The 17,004-nt window shown below is 54.3% G+C and carries 16 protein-coding genes; 6 read left to right on the plus strand and 10 right to left on the minus strand.

Annotation, left to right across the window (positions count from 1 at the left end):
* A partial coding sequence (locus tag RJ38_RS18530; protein WP_238321615.1) for an ATP-binding protein occupies positions 1-104 on the plus strand: 104 nt, incomplete at its 5' end.
* A gap of 269 nt (positions 105-373) precedes the next feature.
* Positions 374-799 carry a hypothetical protein gene (locus RJ38_RS11255; protein WP_156121841.1) on the plus strand — a complete coding sequence of 142 codons (426 nt, stop codon included), beginning with the start codon at positions 374-376 and terminating at the stop codon, positions 797-799.
* A gap of 600 nt (positions 800-1,399) precedes the next feature.
* On the opposite strand, the gene RJ38_RS18890 is transcribed toward RJ38_RS11255, so the two are convergent.
* The 5 genes from RJ38_RS18890 to RJ38_RS11280 all read right to left on the minus strand — a co-directional run bounded on the left by RJ38_RS18890 (position 1,400) and on the right by RJ38_RS11280 (position 6,136).
* A complete protein-coding gene (locus RJ38_RS18890; protein WP_156121842.1) occupies positions 1,400-1,699 on the minus strand; it encodes a hypothetical protein in 300 nt (99 codons plus the stop codon).
* A 644-nt stretch (positions 1,700-2,343) separates the two neighbouring features.
* Positions 2,344-3,261, minus strand: a complete 918-nt coding sequence (locus RJ38_RS11265; RefSeq protein ID WP_162183568.1) for a helix-turn-helix domain-containing protein — start codon at positions 3,259-3,261, stop codon at positions 2,344-2,346.
* 722 nt (positions 3,262-3,983) lie between these two features.
* Positions 3,984-5,114 carry a pyridoxal-phosphate-dependent aminotransferase family protein gene (locus RJ38_RS11270; RefSeq protein ID WP_039018986.1) on the minus strand — a complete coding sequence of 377 codons (1,131 nt, stop codon included), beginning with the start codon at positions 5,112-5,114 and terminating at the stop codon, positions 3,984-3,986.
* An 87-nt stretch (positions 5,115-5,201) separates the two neighbouring features.
* Positions 5,202-5,681 (minus strand): Lrp/AsnC family transcriptional regulator, encoded by a 480-nt coding sequence (locus tag RJ38_RS11275; RefSeq protein WP_039018987.1) that lies wholly within the window; start codon positions 5,679-5,681, stop codon positions 5,202-5,204.
* On the minus strand, positions 5,678-6,136 hold the full coding sequence (locus RJ38_RS11280) for an Lrp/AsnC family transcriptional regulator (RefSeq protein WP_039018988.1): 459 nt from the start codon (positions 6,134-6,136) through the stop codon (positions 5,678-5,680). Before RJ38_RS11280 ends, RJ38_RS11275 begins: the two co-directional genes overlap by 4 nt.
* Before the next feature lie 131 nt (positions 6,137-6,267).
* Between RJ38_RS11280 and ilvC the strand changes: the two genes are divergently transcribed.
* The 4 genes from ilvC to RJ38_RS11300 all read left to right on the plus strand — a co-directional run bounded on the left by ilvC (position 6,268) and on the right by RJ38_RS11300 (position 10,089).
* On the plus strand, positions 6,268-7,290 hold the full coding sequence (gene ilvC, locus RJ38_RS11285) for a ketol-acid reductoisomerase (RefSeq protein WP_039018989.1): 1,023 nt from the start codon (positions 6,268-6,270) through the stop codon (positions 7,288-7,290).
* Between the two features lie 166 nt (positions 7,291-7,456).
* The gene (locus tag RJ38_RS11290) at positions 7,457-8,620 is read left to right on the plus strand and encodes an aromatic ring-hydroxylating oxygenase subunit alpha (RefSeq protein WP_052245352.1); all 1,164 of its coding nucleotides are present in this window, start codon (positions 7,457-7,459) and stop codon (positions 8,618-8,620) included.
* Between the two features lie 47 nt (positions 8,621-8,667).
* The gene (locus RJ38_RS11295) at positions 8,668-9,153 is read left to right on the plus strand and encodes a cupin domain-containing protein (protein ID WP_039018990.1); all 486 of its coding nucleotides are present in this window, start codon (positions 8,668-8,670) and stop codon (positions 9,151-9,153) included.
* Positions 9,154-9,156: 3 nt separating this feature from the next.
* Positions 9,157-10,089: a DMT family transporter gene (locus RJ38_RS11300; protein ID WP_039018991.1), complete on the plus strand. Its 933-nt coding sequence runs from the start codon at positions 9,157-9,159 to the stop codon at positions 10,087-10,089.
* Positions 10,090-10,135: 46 nt separating this feature from the next.
* Here RJ38_RS11300 and glmM read toward each other — a convergent pair whose 3' ends face one another.
* From glmM to RJ38_RS11325, 5 genes are all read right to left on the minus strand, one after another.
* A complete protein-coding gene (gene glmM, locus RJ38_RS11305) occupies positions 10,136-11,476 on the minus strand; it encodes a phosphoglucosamine mutase (RefSeq protein WP_039018992.1) in 1,341 nt (446 codons plus the stop codon).
* 31 nt (positions 11,477-11,507) lie between these two features.
* Positions 11,508-12,515, minus strand: coding sequence for a dihydropteroate synthase (gene folP, locus RJ38_RS11310; RefSeq protein ID WP_039018993.1), 1,008 nt, complete (start codon positions 12,513-12,515; stop codon positions 11,508-11,510).
* 9 nt (positions 12,516-12,524) lie between these two features.
* Entirely contained in the window at positions 12,525-13,328 is an 804-nt protein-coding gene (locus RJ38_RS11315; RefSeq protein ID WP_052245344.1) for a dihydroneopterin aldolase, read from the minus strand.
* Between the two features lie 127 nt (positions 13,329-13,455).
* Complete coding sequence (locus RJ38_RS11320; RefSeq protein ID WP_156121844.1) at positions 13,456-14,133, minus strand: cell wall hydrolase; 678 nt, start codon at positions 14,131-14,133, stop codon at positions 13,456-13,458.
* Between the two features lie 308 nt (positions 14,134-14,441).
* Complete coding sequence (locus RJ38_RS11325; RefSeq protein ID WP_039019075.1) at positions 14,442-16,982, minus strand: putative PEP-binding protein; 2,541 nt, start codon at positions 16,980-16,982, stop codon at positions 14,442-14,444.
* Between the last annotated feature and the right edge of the window lie 22 nt (positions 16,983-17,004).

Raw genomic sequence — 17,004 nt, forward strand, 5'->3', positions numbered from 1 at the left:
CCGGTGCACTGCTTGATCGGTTGACACACCACGTCTCCATCCTGGAAATGAATGGCGAAAGCTATCGCCTCGGACAGAGCCGAAAAACTACCCAAAAACACTGACCAGAAATTGCCCCAATAGGGGCAATACGCCCGGGAACACGCTTGCTTTATGACGAGCCGCTGGTTCCCGGGCGCACGCCTCAAACCAACCGTCACTCAACGCCTCAACTGGCCTACTTTTACGCCGCCTCACTGGCCCATTTTTGCTCCGCCCTTGACAGGAGCACGAGTTTTGGTGCAAAACTCATAAGTGCGCCCTACCTATACCTTTACCTTTCTGGATGCTATCGTAGGTGCAGTGTTTAGGCATCAATCAGGACCCCAAAACCATGGCCATTTTCAGCGTCAGACATTCCTCCGTAGGACGCACCACACATGCCCCCGGAACAGCAGGAGCACACGTCAGCTACATCACCCGTTCCGGTGCCTGTAGCGCCGTTATGGCCGAACACATGCCAAAGCCCAAACCCGGTTCAAAAGGCGGTCCCGCCCGGCGCTGGCTTGATGAGCAAGAACAAGCAGACCGCAAGAACGCCCGTGTCATTGATAAAATCATGATCGCCCTTCCCCTGGAGTTGGACCAAACTAGGCAACTTGAACTGATCAATAGCTTCATGCAGACCCTCTCAGGCTCTGCACAGGGCAGAGACGCGCCAGAACACCGCGACAGAGATCCTCAATGGCCAGCGCGACCTCATGACGGGTCAAAGGATCAAACAAACGAAACACTCATTCCGCCTGTCGCAAATAACTGAACCGAAACTCACCGATGAAGACGTAGCGCATCAGGAATACCTGGCTGTCTGGTGCGATGCCGACGGTGACGAACGCGATCCCTCCCCCAAACCACAACGATTGGATTACAATCGGGAGGTCTCAGGCTACCATGAGTTCCAACGACACGTTGCCGATTGGGAACCCTCAACCAAATTCAGGTGTCGTGCGACCACATTGGCAGAGACCAGGCGCGCTGCTGCCCAAATCTTCAGACCGGCGTGCAACAACGGCATCACCATGAACCAGTGTTCGAGCTTGGGACCACACAGGGCCCGCAGGACACTGGCTAAGCCATGGGTGTTGCACGATACAATCGTTGCGAAAGGCTGGTTTGCCACATGAGCAGGATCAATGCCTGCCATAGGGTAATAGTAAAGACTGGTGCCAAGCAAGACCATGAGGGCGGGCGTGTTCATCGGGAAGAGAGGCAAGCAATCAAAAGAAACTGCGCAGCCCCATAATTGAGCGATTGCTTGGTATCTACAATGGCAGCTTGCCTGAGTTGGTTACTTATTAAGACGGACTATCTACAAATTTACATCGCAAGGGGTAAGTTGCCCCCTGTGATGTAAGGCTTACTATTGGCCAGCGTAAATGGGATTATTGTATCTTGCGCCTTCTTTATAGTCATCCCGAAGTGCAATACGGCCGGACTGATAGAGCTTCCGGCAATCGCTTGCATCGTGGTAGGCGTCTTCAGCTAACAATATGCTGTGCGCCATTTCTCCATCAAACCTGGGATCATCACAATCTCCATCATTTGCCCATTTACTTGTGTCGTTACCCCACGCGAAGCCAACAGGAAGTTGAGAAACTGTTGCGCACCCCATGAGTAAACAGAGGCAAGTGCTACCAATGATTTTTGTTGATTTTGACATATGAGTACCTTCTTTCGTCTGTAGGAATTAATTTAACATGATCTGGTTGTATTTATCACCGCTCACCATAAAGACTTCCGTTTATCCCAGCTGCCGGGATGATCTTGCGCGTTCTCAAGCAATAGAACACTCGGCGGTCTCCCATCAACGAAACATTTCTTAGCCAAGCGGGCTCAGACAGCCTTGATGTTGTGCCTTTTGATAGCAGTAAATCAGAGTTGCATATTTTTGGATATGGACGCTTGGCAACACTGCACCCTTCTCCGGTCGAGGTGAAGCTTGAGGGGGATGAGTACATTACCCCTACGATGTACTTCTGGAAAGACGCCCAAGGCAATTGGCATCCGAGGGATTAAGCCTATGAAGCCCATCGCCCGCAAAACTGACCTGCACTCAGGGGCCGCGCAATCGGAGCCCCCCTAAACGTGGCCCGACGGAACATGATCCTCAATCGCGAAGTCCTAAAACAGAGAGTTCTGCGCTTCTTGCCTTGGTCCCAACATCGCCGAAATCTCCTATATCAATAGGGAAATTGAATCAGTTAGACGTTCCGAAATCAACAAGCGTTTTTCAACAGAATAGGTCCAAAGCGGTCCTTTCGGTTCGGGTTTTGCACCCTGCTCTTAATACCGCGTGCCATAGTTTCAGGCCTTACTTTTCCGAAAATCTCGGGCTGTAATACCGGTCGCGCGTTTAAACACTCGACTGAAATGTGACGATTCTTGAAACCCGTATCGCTGCGCAATCACAGTCAGCGTTGATTTATCAAGCTGATTGGCCAGATCCCGCTTCACGCTTTCAATACGCTGGTGCTGAACATACCCGGAAAAGGTCAGCGCCTGATCTGAAAACAGGGAATGCAAGTAGCGTTGTGAAATGCCCTGCGCCCTTGCCACAGTCTCAACAGACAACGAATAATCTTCAAGATTGTTGTGAATGTAGTTTTGAACACGTTGCAAGAGAAGCTTTCTGGGTGCTTCAACGCGATAATCCGCCTGACTTGCGCAGAATACCGTTTTAACCAAGGAGGTGATAACATCTTGCGCGACATGATTTTCTGAAGGTGACATCAACCCACTGTTGAGAAACGACGAACGAACGACTTGAAACAAGACCGCAGCCACACCCTTATTAATATTCGCTTTGCGTTGGGAAGGCTCAACCCCACCTCTTTGACCAGAAAAGACGAATTTGGGAATGCGTATTGAATAGCTATCAATCTGATTGATTGTCTGAAACGAGAATTCGTCTTCACTATCCCAAAGATAAGCATCGCCTGGCGACAGAACGTCTCGATGTTCATTGCTAGAAACATTTTCGTGCCCATCGATCATAAACTGAACAGAGTAATACGCATCTTCAGAACGCTGGATTTCGCGTTTACTGCGATATCCTTCGCAAGAGGAAAACTGACTATTTGTCATCCCAATCGAACCAATCGCAGCAGAACTAAAATCCATGGAAAAGCTGTCGGACGACGGACGATCCAGTTGCCACGGAACAGCAGATTCCGTCATTTGAGAATGCCAAGCGTCATAGGCTTGGCCTGTTGGTTGATCCACAGTACTCCAGCGATACATTTTCACCCCTTCATAGATCACTATTGTGAAGAAATAGGAAAGACAGGACAACCTAGCGTTTTGTATAGGCAGAAGAAATCTGCTCTGTATGCCTTAGTTTTGACAACTTCAGAAAAAGAGAGCAGAGAAAAACGTGACGTGCCACGCATGTCATCCCGATCACCGGGCAGACATCACGGAAACTGCACTATTCAAGACATACGCAGAGTTGTGGTGAACGGCTTTTTCTGCCCATCAATGACCTCGATAGTGTTAAAAGCATGGATGCATCCGTTGCCGTGACTGCGCGCGGGATCATTCAGGTAGAGCAGTCTATGAATTCAAACCTGTCAAAATCAGCCGAATTCGCCCGAGCGAAAACTTAGTAACGATTAACATCCCTGACGCCACCCCAGAGCTTATTCGCGCATACAAGGGGACGAGATCAAAGTTGTGGAAGAGCGCCATTATAGACTTGTTCCAGCCAAAGATCTGGACCGAGGTGCGATGCAAAACTATCGCGATTGGATTATTAGGTTTGAACGTTTGCAATTGTGATCTAGTGTTTTGTCATGTGACTACAAATGCATTCACGCGCCTCACGGGCGCATGTTATCGGTGCCACCTCCTAAGCAATCACGTTGATACCACCAACCGCAGCAGGCTTTGCACAAAATCCGTTGGTTGAAAAATGGAGGCTCATATAGAGCCCCCAACAGATTCAATCAGCCAAACACTTGATCAAGCGCCGCTTCGAGACGCCCAACGGAAGCATCCACATCATACAGCTTATCAAGGCCAAACAGGCCAAGGCGGAAGCTTTTGTAATCCGGGCCTTCTTCGACCATCAGGGGCACACCGGCCGCGATTTGTATGCCCAAAGCGGCAAAGGCTTTGCCCATCTGCACATCGGCATCATCCGTGTAGCTGACAACAACGCCAGGCGCACCAAACCCATCCGCTGCAACAGATTTGATGCCGCGATTGGCAAGGGCCTCGCGCACACGCGTGCCTTGTTCCCACTGCGCCGCCTCCAGCTTTTCAAATCCGTATTCGCGGGTTTCAAGCATCGTGTCGCGAAAGTCTTTCAACGCATCGGTCGGCATGGTCGCGTGATAGGCATGGCCGCCGGCCTCATAGGCTTCCATGATCGTCAGCCATTTGCCCAGATCCACGGCAAAGCTTGTGGATTGCGTGGCTTTCACCACGTCACGTGCGCGGTCGTTCATCATCACAAGACCCGCGGATGGGGACGCGGACCAACCCTTTTGCGGGGCGGAAATCAGCACATCCACGCCGCAGTCTTTCATATCAACCCAGGCACAGCCCGATGCGATACAATCCAACACAAACAAACCGCCGTGTTCATGCATCGCGCCCGCCACGGCCTTTAGGTAATCTTTTGGCAGGATCATGCCCGACGCGGTTTCCACATGGGGGGCGAACAGCACGTCTGGCTTTTCTTCGCGAATTTTCGCGACGACTTCATCCACCGGGCATGGGGCGAATGGGGCGTCTACCGCATTGCCGGACCGGCGCGCCATCATCACGGTTTCTGAAGACGGGATCGCGCCCATCTCAAAGATTTGGCTCCAGCGGAAACTAAAAAACCCGTTACGAATAACCATCGTGGATTTTCCAGTCGCCAGCTGCCGCGCCACGGCTTCCATCGCGTAGGTCCCACCACCAGGCACCAAAGCCACGTGATCGGCCTTATACACATCCTTAAGAATGGATGAGATATCGCGCATAACCCCCTGAAAGCTTGCGGACATATGGTTAAGCGAGCGATCCGTGAAAACCACAGAATATTCCAGAAGACCATCAGGGTCGATATCGTTGAGAAGTGCGGGCATCAGGGCCTCCTGTCATGTGTTTTGCAATTGATGACCTGAAAACTGCCCCTTGGGAAGCCTGTTGTTGGACAAAGAGTTTTCGCAAAATCAGGAAACTGTTTCAGTCTGCTGCAACGGTCCGGGCAGCTGTTCTTCTGACAAAAGCACATTGGCCTCGATATTGCCCACCCCAGGCAGGTTCATCATGCGGCGGCGCAAAACGCGTTCAAAATCCGCTATGTCACGCGCAACAACCCGCACGCGGTAATCATAAAGGCCCAGCACATGTTGCACGGATTGCACCTCAGGAATCGCTGTGATGGCGCGTTCAAAATCGTCCAGGCTGACCCGCCCTTTGGTGGCCAGCTTGATGCCCAGAAACACGGTCACACCAAAGCCAAGCGCCTCTGCATTCAAGGCCACCCGCCGCCCTGAGATGATCCCTTCTTTCTCTAGGCGCCGTATGCGCCGCCAGGTCGCGGGTTGGGACAGATCAAGCCGCCGCCCCAACGCCCCCGCACTTAAGGTCGCATCCTTGGACAAAGCCCGCAGGATCGCGAAATCAATGTCATCAGGTTCAAAGCTCATAATGGCAGCCCCCGGCTTGATTTGATCTCGGCCACCTGCATCAGGGCTTCGATATCGGCGATATGCGGCAGGGTCAGGATTTTACTGCGATACAGCTGTTGGTAATGTTTCATATCCTGCGCGAGCACCGACAGGCGTACATCGACCTGCCCCAAAAATGTCTGCAGCTCCACGACCTCGGGGATCTGACGCGCCGCATCCATAAATTCGTCAAAAGCACGTGGCACGGTCTTGTCCAAAGTCACCCGCAAAGACACCTCAGCCTCATAGCCAAGGGCCGCCCAGTTGATGACAGCACGTTGACCCTGATAGATCCCAGCTTCGCGCATCCGTTCCAAGCGGCGCGCACAGGTGGCCGTGTTGGTCCCCGCTCGTTCCGCAAGCTCTGCATTGTTCAGACTCGGTTCTGCTTGCAGTTGCCGCAGGATACGTCGGTCGCCATCAGTAATTTGCATGAAATTTACTCTATTTTTGATTTTCGCGCATAAATTTCTCAATACCAGATAAAAAATATCCAGTCCAACAATTCATATCCCGCATAAAACCCTGTATCTAATCCCCAGAAACCAACAGAAGGACCGCCGATATGCGCGTTTACTATGATCGCGATTGCGATGTTAACCTGATCAAAGAAGCCAAAGTTGCAATCCTCGGCTATGGCTCCCAGGGCCACGCCCACGCGCTGAACCTGCGTGATTCCGGTGCGAAAAACCTTGTTGTTGCGCTGCGCGAAGGTTCTGCCTCTGCTGCGAAAGCCGAAGCTGAAGGCCTGAAAGTTATGGGCATCGCAGAAGCTGCAGCTTGGTGTGACGTGATCATGTTCACAATGCCCGACGAGCTTCAGGCAGAAACATATAAGAAATACGTGCACGACAACATCAAACCAGGTGCAGCCATCGCATTCGCACACGGCCTGAACGTACACTTCGGCCTGATCGAGCCTAAAGAAGGCGTTGACGTGATCATGATGGCGCCAAAAGGCCCAGGTCACACAGTGCGCGGCGAATACACCAAAGGCGGCGGCGTACCTTGCCTCGTGGCAGTAAACAACAACGCATCCGGCAAAGCGCTGGAAGTTGGCCTGTCATATTGTTCCGCAATCGGTGGCGGTCGTTCCGGCATCATCGAGACCAACTTCCGCGAAGAATGCGAAACTGACCTGTTTGGTGAGCAAGCTGTTCTCTGTGGTGGCATCGTTGAGCTGATCCGCATGGGCTTTGAAACCCTTGTAGAAGCTGGCTATGCCCCTGAAATGGCTTACTTTGAGTGTCTGCACGAGACCAAGCTGATCGTAGACCTGATCTATGAAGGCGGCATCGCGAACATGGATTATTCCATCTCGAACACTGCGGAATATGGCCAATACGTCACCGGCCCACGTATCCTGCCTTATGAGGCAACCAAGAAAGCCATGAAAGAATCCCTGCAGGACATCCAGTCCGGTAAATTCGTGCGTGACTTCATGCTGGAAAACGCTGTTGGTCAACCAACCATCAAAGCATCCCGTCGTTCAAATGACGAACACCAGATCGAAGTTGTTGGCAAGAAATTGCGCGACATGATGCCTTGGATCTCTGCTGGCAAAATGGTCGACAAAGCGAAGAACTAAGATTCTTTAACTAATAATTTGAAGCCCCCGCAGTGTCGGGGGCTTTTTTGTGCCTAATCTTGCGCTCATCCCTACAGATCTTGCGCAACTCCCCCGCCCCCTGTTCTCAGATCGCATCTGCGCCCATACTTTCCGTGCCAGCGAAACAGCCAGCACGGAGCAAACAATGCAACATCAGATCCTTCCCCGCGAAGCTTATACAAGCCAGACGTGGTTCCAGCACGAACAGGAAACCCTGTTTAACGGGCATTGGCAGCTTGCCGGATTTGACAGCGATTTCACGGAAGCTGGTGACTACATCACCCTGCGTGCGGGTCTTACGCCGCTCTGTGTGGTGCAAGGGGCGGATGACGAAGTGCGGGCGTTCAAGAACATCTGCCGCCACCGCGGCACCGAACTTCTGGAAGGGCGCGGCAATGCCGGAAAAACCCTTGTGTGCCCCTACCACCGCTGGACATTCGGCCTTGATGGCCAGTTGCGCGGCATCCCGAATCGCGCCGCTTGTTTCCCCGATCTTGATCGCAAAGCCAACAATCTGCATGGGGCCGCCATTGGGCGATGGAAGGGCATGATCTTTGTGAATTCTGACGCAAATGCTAATTTCGACGCGTGGATTTCCCCCTTAAACAGCGCCGCATTCCCACATGATATCACCGACCCTGGCCTGCAGCGCAGCGAGACCTTCACCTATCTCATGCAATGCAATTGGAAGGTCTTCTATGAGAACGCGATCGACGGTTACCACCTTGCCTATCTGCACGAAAAAACCCTTGGCGGCCCGAAACCTGGGCTGAATGAATGGGCGCAGCATGGGGATCATCTTGTTTGGTATTCCACCGAACGTGACGGCATTCGCAATCGCATCCCCATGTTCATCGAGAACCAAGCGCGCGGCAGTGGCATGCCTTATATCAAAGGCGCAAAAGACCCAGGCTATGGCGGTGTATACATGTTATATCCCCTGACGATGATCGTCCCATCCCCCTGGTCATTGACCGTTTCAACCTTGGAACCCGTGGATGCGACAACCACTATAATGCGGTCACAAACCTGGTCGCCAAAATCTTGGTGGAGCTACAAAGAACCGCTTGATGGCACCCCGGGCTATGACGCGGCAACCGGATTGGTCGAAAGCAAAAACTGGACGAAACACCCGCTTGAAACAGGCGACTTCCAAACCGAAGATGTTTGGGTCTGCGAGAAAATGCAACGCGCCATGGCCTCGCCCCATTGGTCCGTGGCGGCTTTGGCTAAGGGCATCGGTTGTGAAGACCCGCTGCGTTGGTTCCAAACGCAGGTCAAACGAGACTGCCCAAGCAATACTGGTTGACGTTGACAAGAATGCGGGGTTCTCTTCACAGCCTGAGAGGATCCCACATGCCCAAATTCACCAGAACCACCGTCACCCGCGAAACGGAAAACCCAGATCACATCTGCGGCCCTTGCGAGGCCCTGTTGTTTAGTGATAGCGGTGGCCTAACGCAATTCGGTGCATTTGAGGAAATCCTGCCCCCTGGCTCGGCCTCATCCATCAAACACTGGCACGCCACTGAGGATGAGATGATCTATATGATCGAGGGCGAAGCCACCGTCCACGAGGGCGACGATATCTATTCGCTGAAAGCTGGTGAAAGCGCCACGTTCAAAGCCGGCACCCCCGCCGGGCATTGCCTGATCAACACCAGTGACGCGGCGGTGCGTTATCTGGTCATCGGCACACGTTCCAACGCTGACACGGTCACCTATCCCGATCATGATCGCGTGCTGAAATTCACCCGCGACCCAGGCGCGCCCACCCTGCGCAGCCGAGACTTTACCACTCTTGCGGGTACGCCCGCAGATTCCCCATATAAGAAGCCCTAACCCATGCCACACCAACCCCAAATCACCCTATCCTCTTGGATCATGATCGCGCTTTTGGGTGTGACTTGGGGGGGGACATTCATGGTGATGGAAATCGCCCTACGTGGCATCACGCCTTTCTGGCTCGCCACTGGCCGCATTGGCTTTGCCGCGCTTCTGCTCAGCGCAATCTGGGGTCTGCGTGGATTCAAACTGTTTGTCACACCGCCGGATCGTGCCGCCACCATATCCCTGATCGTGGTCGGGCTGTTTTCAACGGCGGTGCCTTTCATGTTGCTATCATGGGGACAACAATATGTGACCTCGGGATTCACCGGGGTTTCCATGGCGGCCATTGCCTTGATGATCCTGCCCATGGCACATTTCTGGGTTCCGGGCGAACGCATGACCTGGCGCCGCGGGCTTGGCATGTGCATAGGCTTTGTTGGCGTCTACCTGCTTGTCGGCGGCACGGCCATGAACAGTTCCGGCAACAGCCTGGAATGGGCCGGGCGCATCGCCGTCCTTCTGGCGACACTTTGCTATGCGGGCAGTTCCATCATCGTGCGCCGCCTGCCCCCGATTGATTCTGTGGGACTTGCAGCAATGCTTTTGCTGATCGGTTGTGTGCTGGTCGTCCCCGCCGCCTTGATCATCGAAGGTCTGCCCCCTGCGATCTCAGCCGAAACCTTGTTCTGGGTCGCCCTGTTGGGGCTGATCCCAACGGCCGCGGCCAACCTGCTGCGGGTTGTCGTGATCCGCACCGCAGGACCTGTTTTCATGTCATTGGTGAACTACCAAGTCCCGATTTGGTCCGTCATGTTCGGGGCGTGGATCCTATCCGAGGACCTTCCCCCCAGCCTATTCACCGCCCTTGCGTTGATCCTTGCAGGTGTCGGCCTGTCGCAATACGGCGCATTACGGCGGTTGTTTTTACCCAAAACGACCTCAAACTGATCAACGAAGCTGAACGCCTTCGCAAGGTGGCATTTTAGGCGAAGCCCTAAAGATTGTCCTCAATCAAGGCGCAAAGCCCTTCGACCACGCGCTTCAACTGAACCGCATCCGTGCATTCCGCCATGACCCGGATCAGGGGTTCTGTGCCGGACTTTCGGATCAACAAGCGACCGTTTTCAGCTAACTCAGCCTCAGCCTCAGCAATCGCAGCCTGCACAACATCAACCGCCAATGGATCTTGCCCCGCCTGATATCGCACATTTTGCAACAGTTGCGGTACGGTCTCAAAACTGCGCGCCAAAGCACTCGCGGGTTTGCCAGTACGCACCATCTCCGCCACGAATTGCAACCCTGCCGCCAAGCCATCACCCGTGGTGCCATAATCCGTCATCACGATATGACCCGATTGCTCGCCGCCAAGGTTAAACCCTTCCGCACGCATCGCGGCCACGACATGACGATCCCCAACGGCAGAACGATGCAGGGCGATCCCCTTGTCCTTCAGGAAATGTTCCAACCCAAGGTTCGACATTACGGTTGCCACCAACGTGTTTTTGTTCAAACGCCCTTCCGCAGCCCAACGCGTCGCCAAAAGCGCCATCAATTGATCCCCGTCTGCAACCTGACCCTTTTCATCAATCACGATGATACGGTCGGCGTCACCATCCAAACACAATCCCACATCCGCCCCATGGGCGACCACCGCCTCAGCCGCAGTCTGGGGATGCGTTGATCCGCAATTATCATTTATATTGAAGCCATTAGGGGAAACGCCCAAGGGAATTACCTCTGCGCCCAACTCCCATAGCACCAGAGGTGCCGCACGCCAGGCCGCGCCATTTGCACAATCCAAAACGATTTTAACACCGGACAGCGACAGATCAGATGGGAATGTCATTTTCACATTTTCAACGTAGCGACCCGTTTCGTCATCCACGCGCTTTGCACGCCCAATATTCGCGGGCTGTGCCGGTTGAATATCCTCGTGCAGCAAGGCTTCAATCGCGGCTTCATCCTCATCCGACAGCTTAAACCCATCGGGGCCAAAGAACTTGATACCATTGTCATGATGGGGGTTATGCGATGCGGAAATCATAATGCCCAAATCAGCGCGCATGGATTGCGTCAGATAGCCCACAGCCGGTGTTGGCGTCGGGCCAAGCAACAGCACATTCATGCCCGTGCTGGTTAGGCCCGCAGTCAAAGCGTTCTCAAACATATAGCCAGAAAGGCGTGTATCCTTGCCAATCACAACCCGGTGGCCGTTGGTGCCATCTGTTCGAAAATGACGCCCCGCCGCTGCACCCAATTTCAACGCCATCTCAGCTGTCATTGGCCAAGTATTCGCCAGTCCACGTACGCCGTCGGTTCCAAAAAGCTTGCCCATAATCAACCCTCACCCGTCTTTTATTATTATATTAGTACGTCGCTGCAAAAAGCGTCATCGCTTGCCGCGTCGGTGCAACATCATGTGCTCGTATTATCTGAATTCCTTGCGAAATGGCAGATAAGGCCACGGCAATCGATCCAGGTGCGCGGTTCTCTGCTTCTGGCGCATGACCAAGAGTGCCAATGAACTTCTTGCGTGACGCCCCCAAAAGCACAGGCACACCCAAGCCATGGAACAGGCTAAGCCCCTGTAGAAGCGTAAGATTATGTTCAAGCGACTTCCCAAACCCAATACCCGGATCCGAGATAATTTGATCCCGTGAAATGCCCAATGCAACTGACGCCTCAATGCGTTCTTCAAGGAAATCATACACATCCAACAGCACGTTTTCATACTGTGGATTATCCTGCATGGTGGTTGGATCCCCCTGCGCATGCATCAAACACACGGGTGCGCCCGCCTTGGCAGTCACCTCGGCCAATTCCGGCTCGAATGTGAACGCCGCCACATCATTGATCAAATCCGCGCCCGCTTTCAGCGCCGCCGCCCCCACTTGGGCTTTGCGCGTGTCAATTGAGATCGGCACGTTTGACCCCGCCCGCACCGCTTCGATCACCGGCACCGTGCGCGCACATTCCTCTGCAACAGGTACATAAGTCGCACCAGGGCGTGTGGATTCACCACCGATATCAATGATATCAGCCCCCTCAGCCGCCAAATCCAATGTGCGATCCAGCGCAGCCTGAGGGGCGTTATATTGCCCCCCGTCAGAAAAACTATCCGGGGTAACGTTCAAAATGCCCATGATCTTGGGGGCCGCAAAATTCAATCCAGCAACATCAGCACGCGGCGCGCTTAACCGGTCACGCCAGGCTTGGGGCAGCTCAGAAACATGAACAAAGCCTTGCCTGCCCTCCCGCGTCACATGTTCTGCATGTGTGAACCAGCTCCAGCCGCCAGCAAGCGCCACAGCATCCCCTGGACGCGCAGAACCAACCTGTGCCAAAGGGCGAAAATAGTCTTTTTTCAATGTCATATTCAGCCCCTAAACACTGCGGACGTCGGATGCGCCCAATTCTTCTGCCAACCATTGCGCCTGCTGTTGGGCACTGCCCGAAATCGGTGCATCCGGGGTATCAAACAGCATCCGCGACGGGGCCCAGACAGGAATTCGACCGTTTTTCAGCGCCCAATCCAATTCAGTACGCGTGGCAATCACATCCATCTGATCATGGCCAGCTGCGATGCGCCAGGCGTTTTTCTCGGCCTCAAGCAAAGTGATACGTGCATCTGTCACCGCATCCCCCCCCGTTTGAGGGGCGGCCTCTGGCACTAGAACCACAGGCCCTTCGGGCAACACGTCCACAGACTGCCCCGCAGGCACCAAGATGATCTGCGGCACGGGGCCTGTCGCGGCTTCGACCTCAACAAGGCCGACCTCACGCACGATCTCAAGACCCAACACAAACGGCCCACGATCCGGCTTTTCAATGCGCAAAAATACGCGTTTGGCTTGGGGTTCCAACAGAATGCGCGCGGCAATACGTTCGGCCAAAGTTTCCAACAGGTTCAACCGTTCAGCTGCCAGTTCATAATCGATGGCTTCGGTGATTTTATCATAGGATAGGATCGCATCCACATCATCACCAGCCGCCTCACCCGGCGACTTGATCTCAACCGCCACGTTAAATCGCAAGCGCTGTAAAACATCGCGTTCCAGCTGAAACGCCCCAACTTCAACCGCGACCTCATAGTCACGCAAAGACAGGCGATCCGCGACGCCATCCAGGGCCAAAGCCTCTGCACGCATCAACGGATGTTCAAACACCGTATTCATCTCAGTCGACATATTGATCCTTTCGCGCAGATGGGCGCTGTTCGCCTCTGTCCTTCATAGCCAAAGGACGGCCAAGGATGAAGCGAAGAAGCGCCCCCGCGCAAAACAAAAACGCCGCCCTGAGGCAGCGTTTTCTAAATCAGTTATATTGTGACAAGCGGCGAGGCGGCTTGTAGAACAGGTGCACACCAATTGCAGCTGTGCGGTTGAACTGTCGCGCCCAACGTGGGTTCACGGCGCGGGTGTGGTAATAGGTTGCCCCACCGGTCAAGCTGCGGTTTGCACCGTTCAGCATGGTCGCTGCGACCTTTTGCACACGATCATAAGCGCGTGGTTCATTCACAACTTCGGCGCGGCCATCACATGTATAAGTGAACTGGCACTGATACTTACGCCCGGTGCCTTGGTTAATCACACCACAAACACTGTTCGGAAAACGCACACTGTCAACGCGGTTCAAAATCACTTCGGCAACTGCGAATTGGCCTTCAACGCTTTCGCCGCGGGCCTCAAAATACAGTGCCTCAGACAGGCAGGTCAGACTGGCGCTTGCTGCTGGTGTTGGCTGTGCCGCAAGCCACTCACGCGTGTAAGTTACAGCTGCACCTGATGAGGCTGCGACGCGTGCTTCAACAGGTGGTGATGTCAGTTGGCGCATGTGGCTTGTCCGCACCTCGCCCAATACCGCACGCTCAGCGCCGATCATCATAGTCAGCTGTTGTGTGAAATCTGCGGATGCAGTTCCATTTTCCCCAGAAGTCTCTGCAAACCCCGCAAGGCTGCTAAGTGCAAGGATCGCCCCTGCGACTGCTGTCATTCGCCTAAAACTCATCTCATCCATCCATCATTATAGATAGCCAAATTCTCTGACCCCCAACTTTGGGGCCGCAGTTCTCAGGCAAGTATCAACTCGTCCATGGCCGGGATGTAGGAGAGAAAGGTTAATTTTTCAACCCAAGTGACCCTCGCTGGGGCGCACCAGGCAAGTTTTCGTGGCTGCAACGGGGAAAATTGCGACAAAAACACCACAATTGCCCCCAGCCAGACGGCAACCGCCCCATTCACCCGTCATATTTTCGCCGTAAATCTATCGTTTGGCGGGGCGATTCTCAGTGGCAAAATTGATCAAGAATCCTTCAATGCGAGATGGGCACCGGCAAGCCATGCCACAGGCACCCGGAACGGAGAGCACGAGACATAGTCAAATCCAGCTTTCCGACAAAACGCGATTGATTCCGGATTGCCCCCATGTTCACCACAAATCGACAGGGTCACATCCGCATGGCTGTTGCGCGCGCGTTCTGCCCCAATGTTCAAAAGCTCGCCCACCCCATCCGTATCAAGCGTGTGGAACGGGTCCTCTTCATAGACCCCCTGACGCACATATTCAGACATAAATCGCCCCGCGTCATCACGTGAGAGACCATAGGTCATCTGGGTCAGATCGTTGGTCCCAAAGCTGAGAAACGCAACATGAGGCGCAATTTCATTGGCCCGCAAAGCCGCGCGAGGTGTTTCAACCATGACCCCAAGGCGGAAATCAAATTCGACACCAGAGGCCGCGCGCACCTGACTGGCGACCACATCGATGCTTTCTTTCACGATCTCGACTTCGCGCACGGCAGACACCAAGGGGATCATCACTTCAGGCACCACAGGGTTGCCGTCTGCGGCGACCTCTGCGGCGGCTTCAAAGATTGCACGCGCTTGCATGGCGTAGATTTCCGGCACGGTGATGCCCAAACGCACGCCGCGCATGCCCAACATTGGGTTGAATTCCGACAGGGCCTTCACCCGGCGTTCTACGTCCGACAAGGGCAAATCAAGCGCGCCTGCCAATTCCCGCATGCCTTCGCGCGTATGGGGCAGAAATTCATGTAGGGGCGGATCAAACAGGCGAATACAAACACTTTCGCCCTTCATTATCTCGAAAAGTTTTTTGAAATCAGCACGCTGCATGGGCAGCAAGCGATCCAAAGATGCGGCACGATCCTCGGGGCTGTCAGCGAAAATCATCTCGCGCATCAAGGTCAAACGGTCATGTTCAAAGAACATATGTTCCGTGCGACACAGCCCAATCCCACGCGCGCGAAAACGACGCGCGATCTCGGCGTCCATTGGCGTATCTGCGTTGGCGCGCACCTTGATGTCACTGATTTCTTCGGCCCATGTCAGAAGCGTGCGAAACCCATCTTCAAGGGTTGGCTCAAGCAACGCAGCCGCCCCCAAAAGCACTTCACCAGAAGATCCATCAACAGTGATCAAATCGCCCTCTTCCAGCGTGTCACCATTGGGCAGGGTGAGGATTTTATCCTTACGTTTCAGCTTTAAATCTGACGCACCCACGATACAGGGCAGGCCCAAGCCGCGTGCAATCACCGCCGCGTGGCTGGACATACCACCACGTTCCGTCAACACAGCCGAAGCCGCATGCATGCCGCGAATATCTTCCGGCGCGGTTTCGCGGCGCACAAGAATGCAGGCCTCGTCTCGGGCATAGCTGGCCTGGGCCGCAGTCGCGGAAAACACGATCTTACCAGTGGCAGCACCAGGGCTTGCGGCGATGCCCGTCAACAGCACGTTGCGGGGGGCTTCCGGGTTCACCTGACGGTGCAAAAGTTCGGTCAAAGCACGTGGCTCGATGCGCAACAGCGCTTCTTCGCGCGGTATGATTTTATCATTCGCCATATCCACCGCCACGCGAACCGCCGCGCGTGATGTGCGTTGCACCCGGATGGCGTCCAAGATGCGCAGCTTGCCGTTATCCACGACAAATTCAACTTCCATTTCCTCGCGCAGCTTCTCGCGCAAGGACGTGCCATAACTGGTTAACGTGTCATAACAATCCGGGCAGAGTTCCTCCATTGAGGTGCCGCGCGCGTCTTTTTGCAGGAAAACTGCCCCACCATCCAGGGCATCGCGCCCTTGGCTTTGGCGTTTGTAGCGGCCTTCAATTTGACGATGTCCGGTATGGGGGGTGATAAAACGGATCACACCTGACCCACATTCACCGCTGCCGACGCCAAACACCATTTCCTGCACCACAAGCCCAAGGCCCGCATCCGCTGGGGCACCTTTGGATTGGCGCAACAAACGCGCTGACGTGCCTTCCCAGGCCCGCGCCATAGATCGCAAGACTTCTTGCAACTGATGCGCCGGGTCTTGGGGGAATTCTTCTTCGCATTCAAACTCATAGGCCTCAAGAACCTTTGTCAGGGTCTCACTCGTGCCATCTTCATCCTGTTCAAATTCGTCCGGATCCAAACGCGCCACATGTACGGCGTAGGATTGCACAAAACGCGTATAAAGCCGGTTCGCGGCCTCTTCGCCCAATTCCGCGACCAAAGCCTTGTGACGGGCGGCATTCATGCCAATATTCAGGATCGCCCCCGGCCCGCCCCAGTCAGGATCTTCCGAACTTGGCCGCACAGAAACCACGGGCATATCGCCAAAACTTGCCAGCATTTTCTTGGTGTCAGGCAGACGCCCCTGGGCAATCCCGTGTACGCCGTCAAAGGACACGGCGGCGGTGCAAGGCACCGGCATATCAAGGCGCAGCAAACGTTGCAGGCATTTCGCCCGCCCCCCATGAGTATCCACCGCAATGGGTGCATTTGGGGTGATGACGGTATAGGCGGTATCGGGCTGGTCAGTTGTGTTCTGCATCATATTCTGCGCTGCGGCACCT

Source organism: Halocynthiibacter namhaensis, assembly GCF_000812685.1.
GTDB classification, from domain to species: Bacteria; Pseudomonadota; Alphaproteobacteria; order Rhodobacterales; family Rhodobacteraceae; genus Halocynthiibacter; species Halocynthiibacter namhaensis.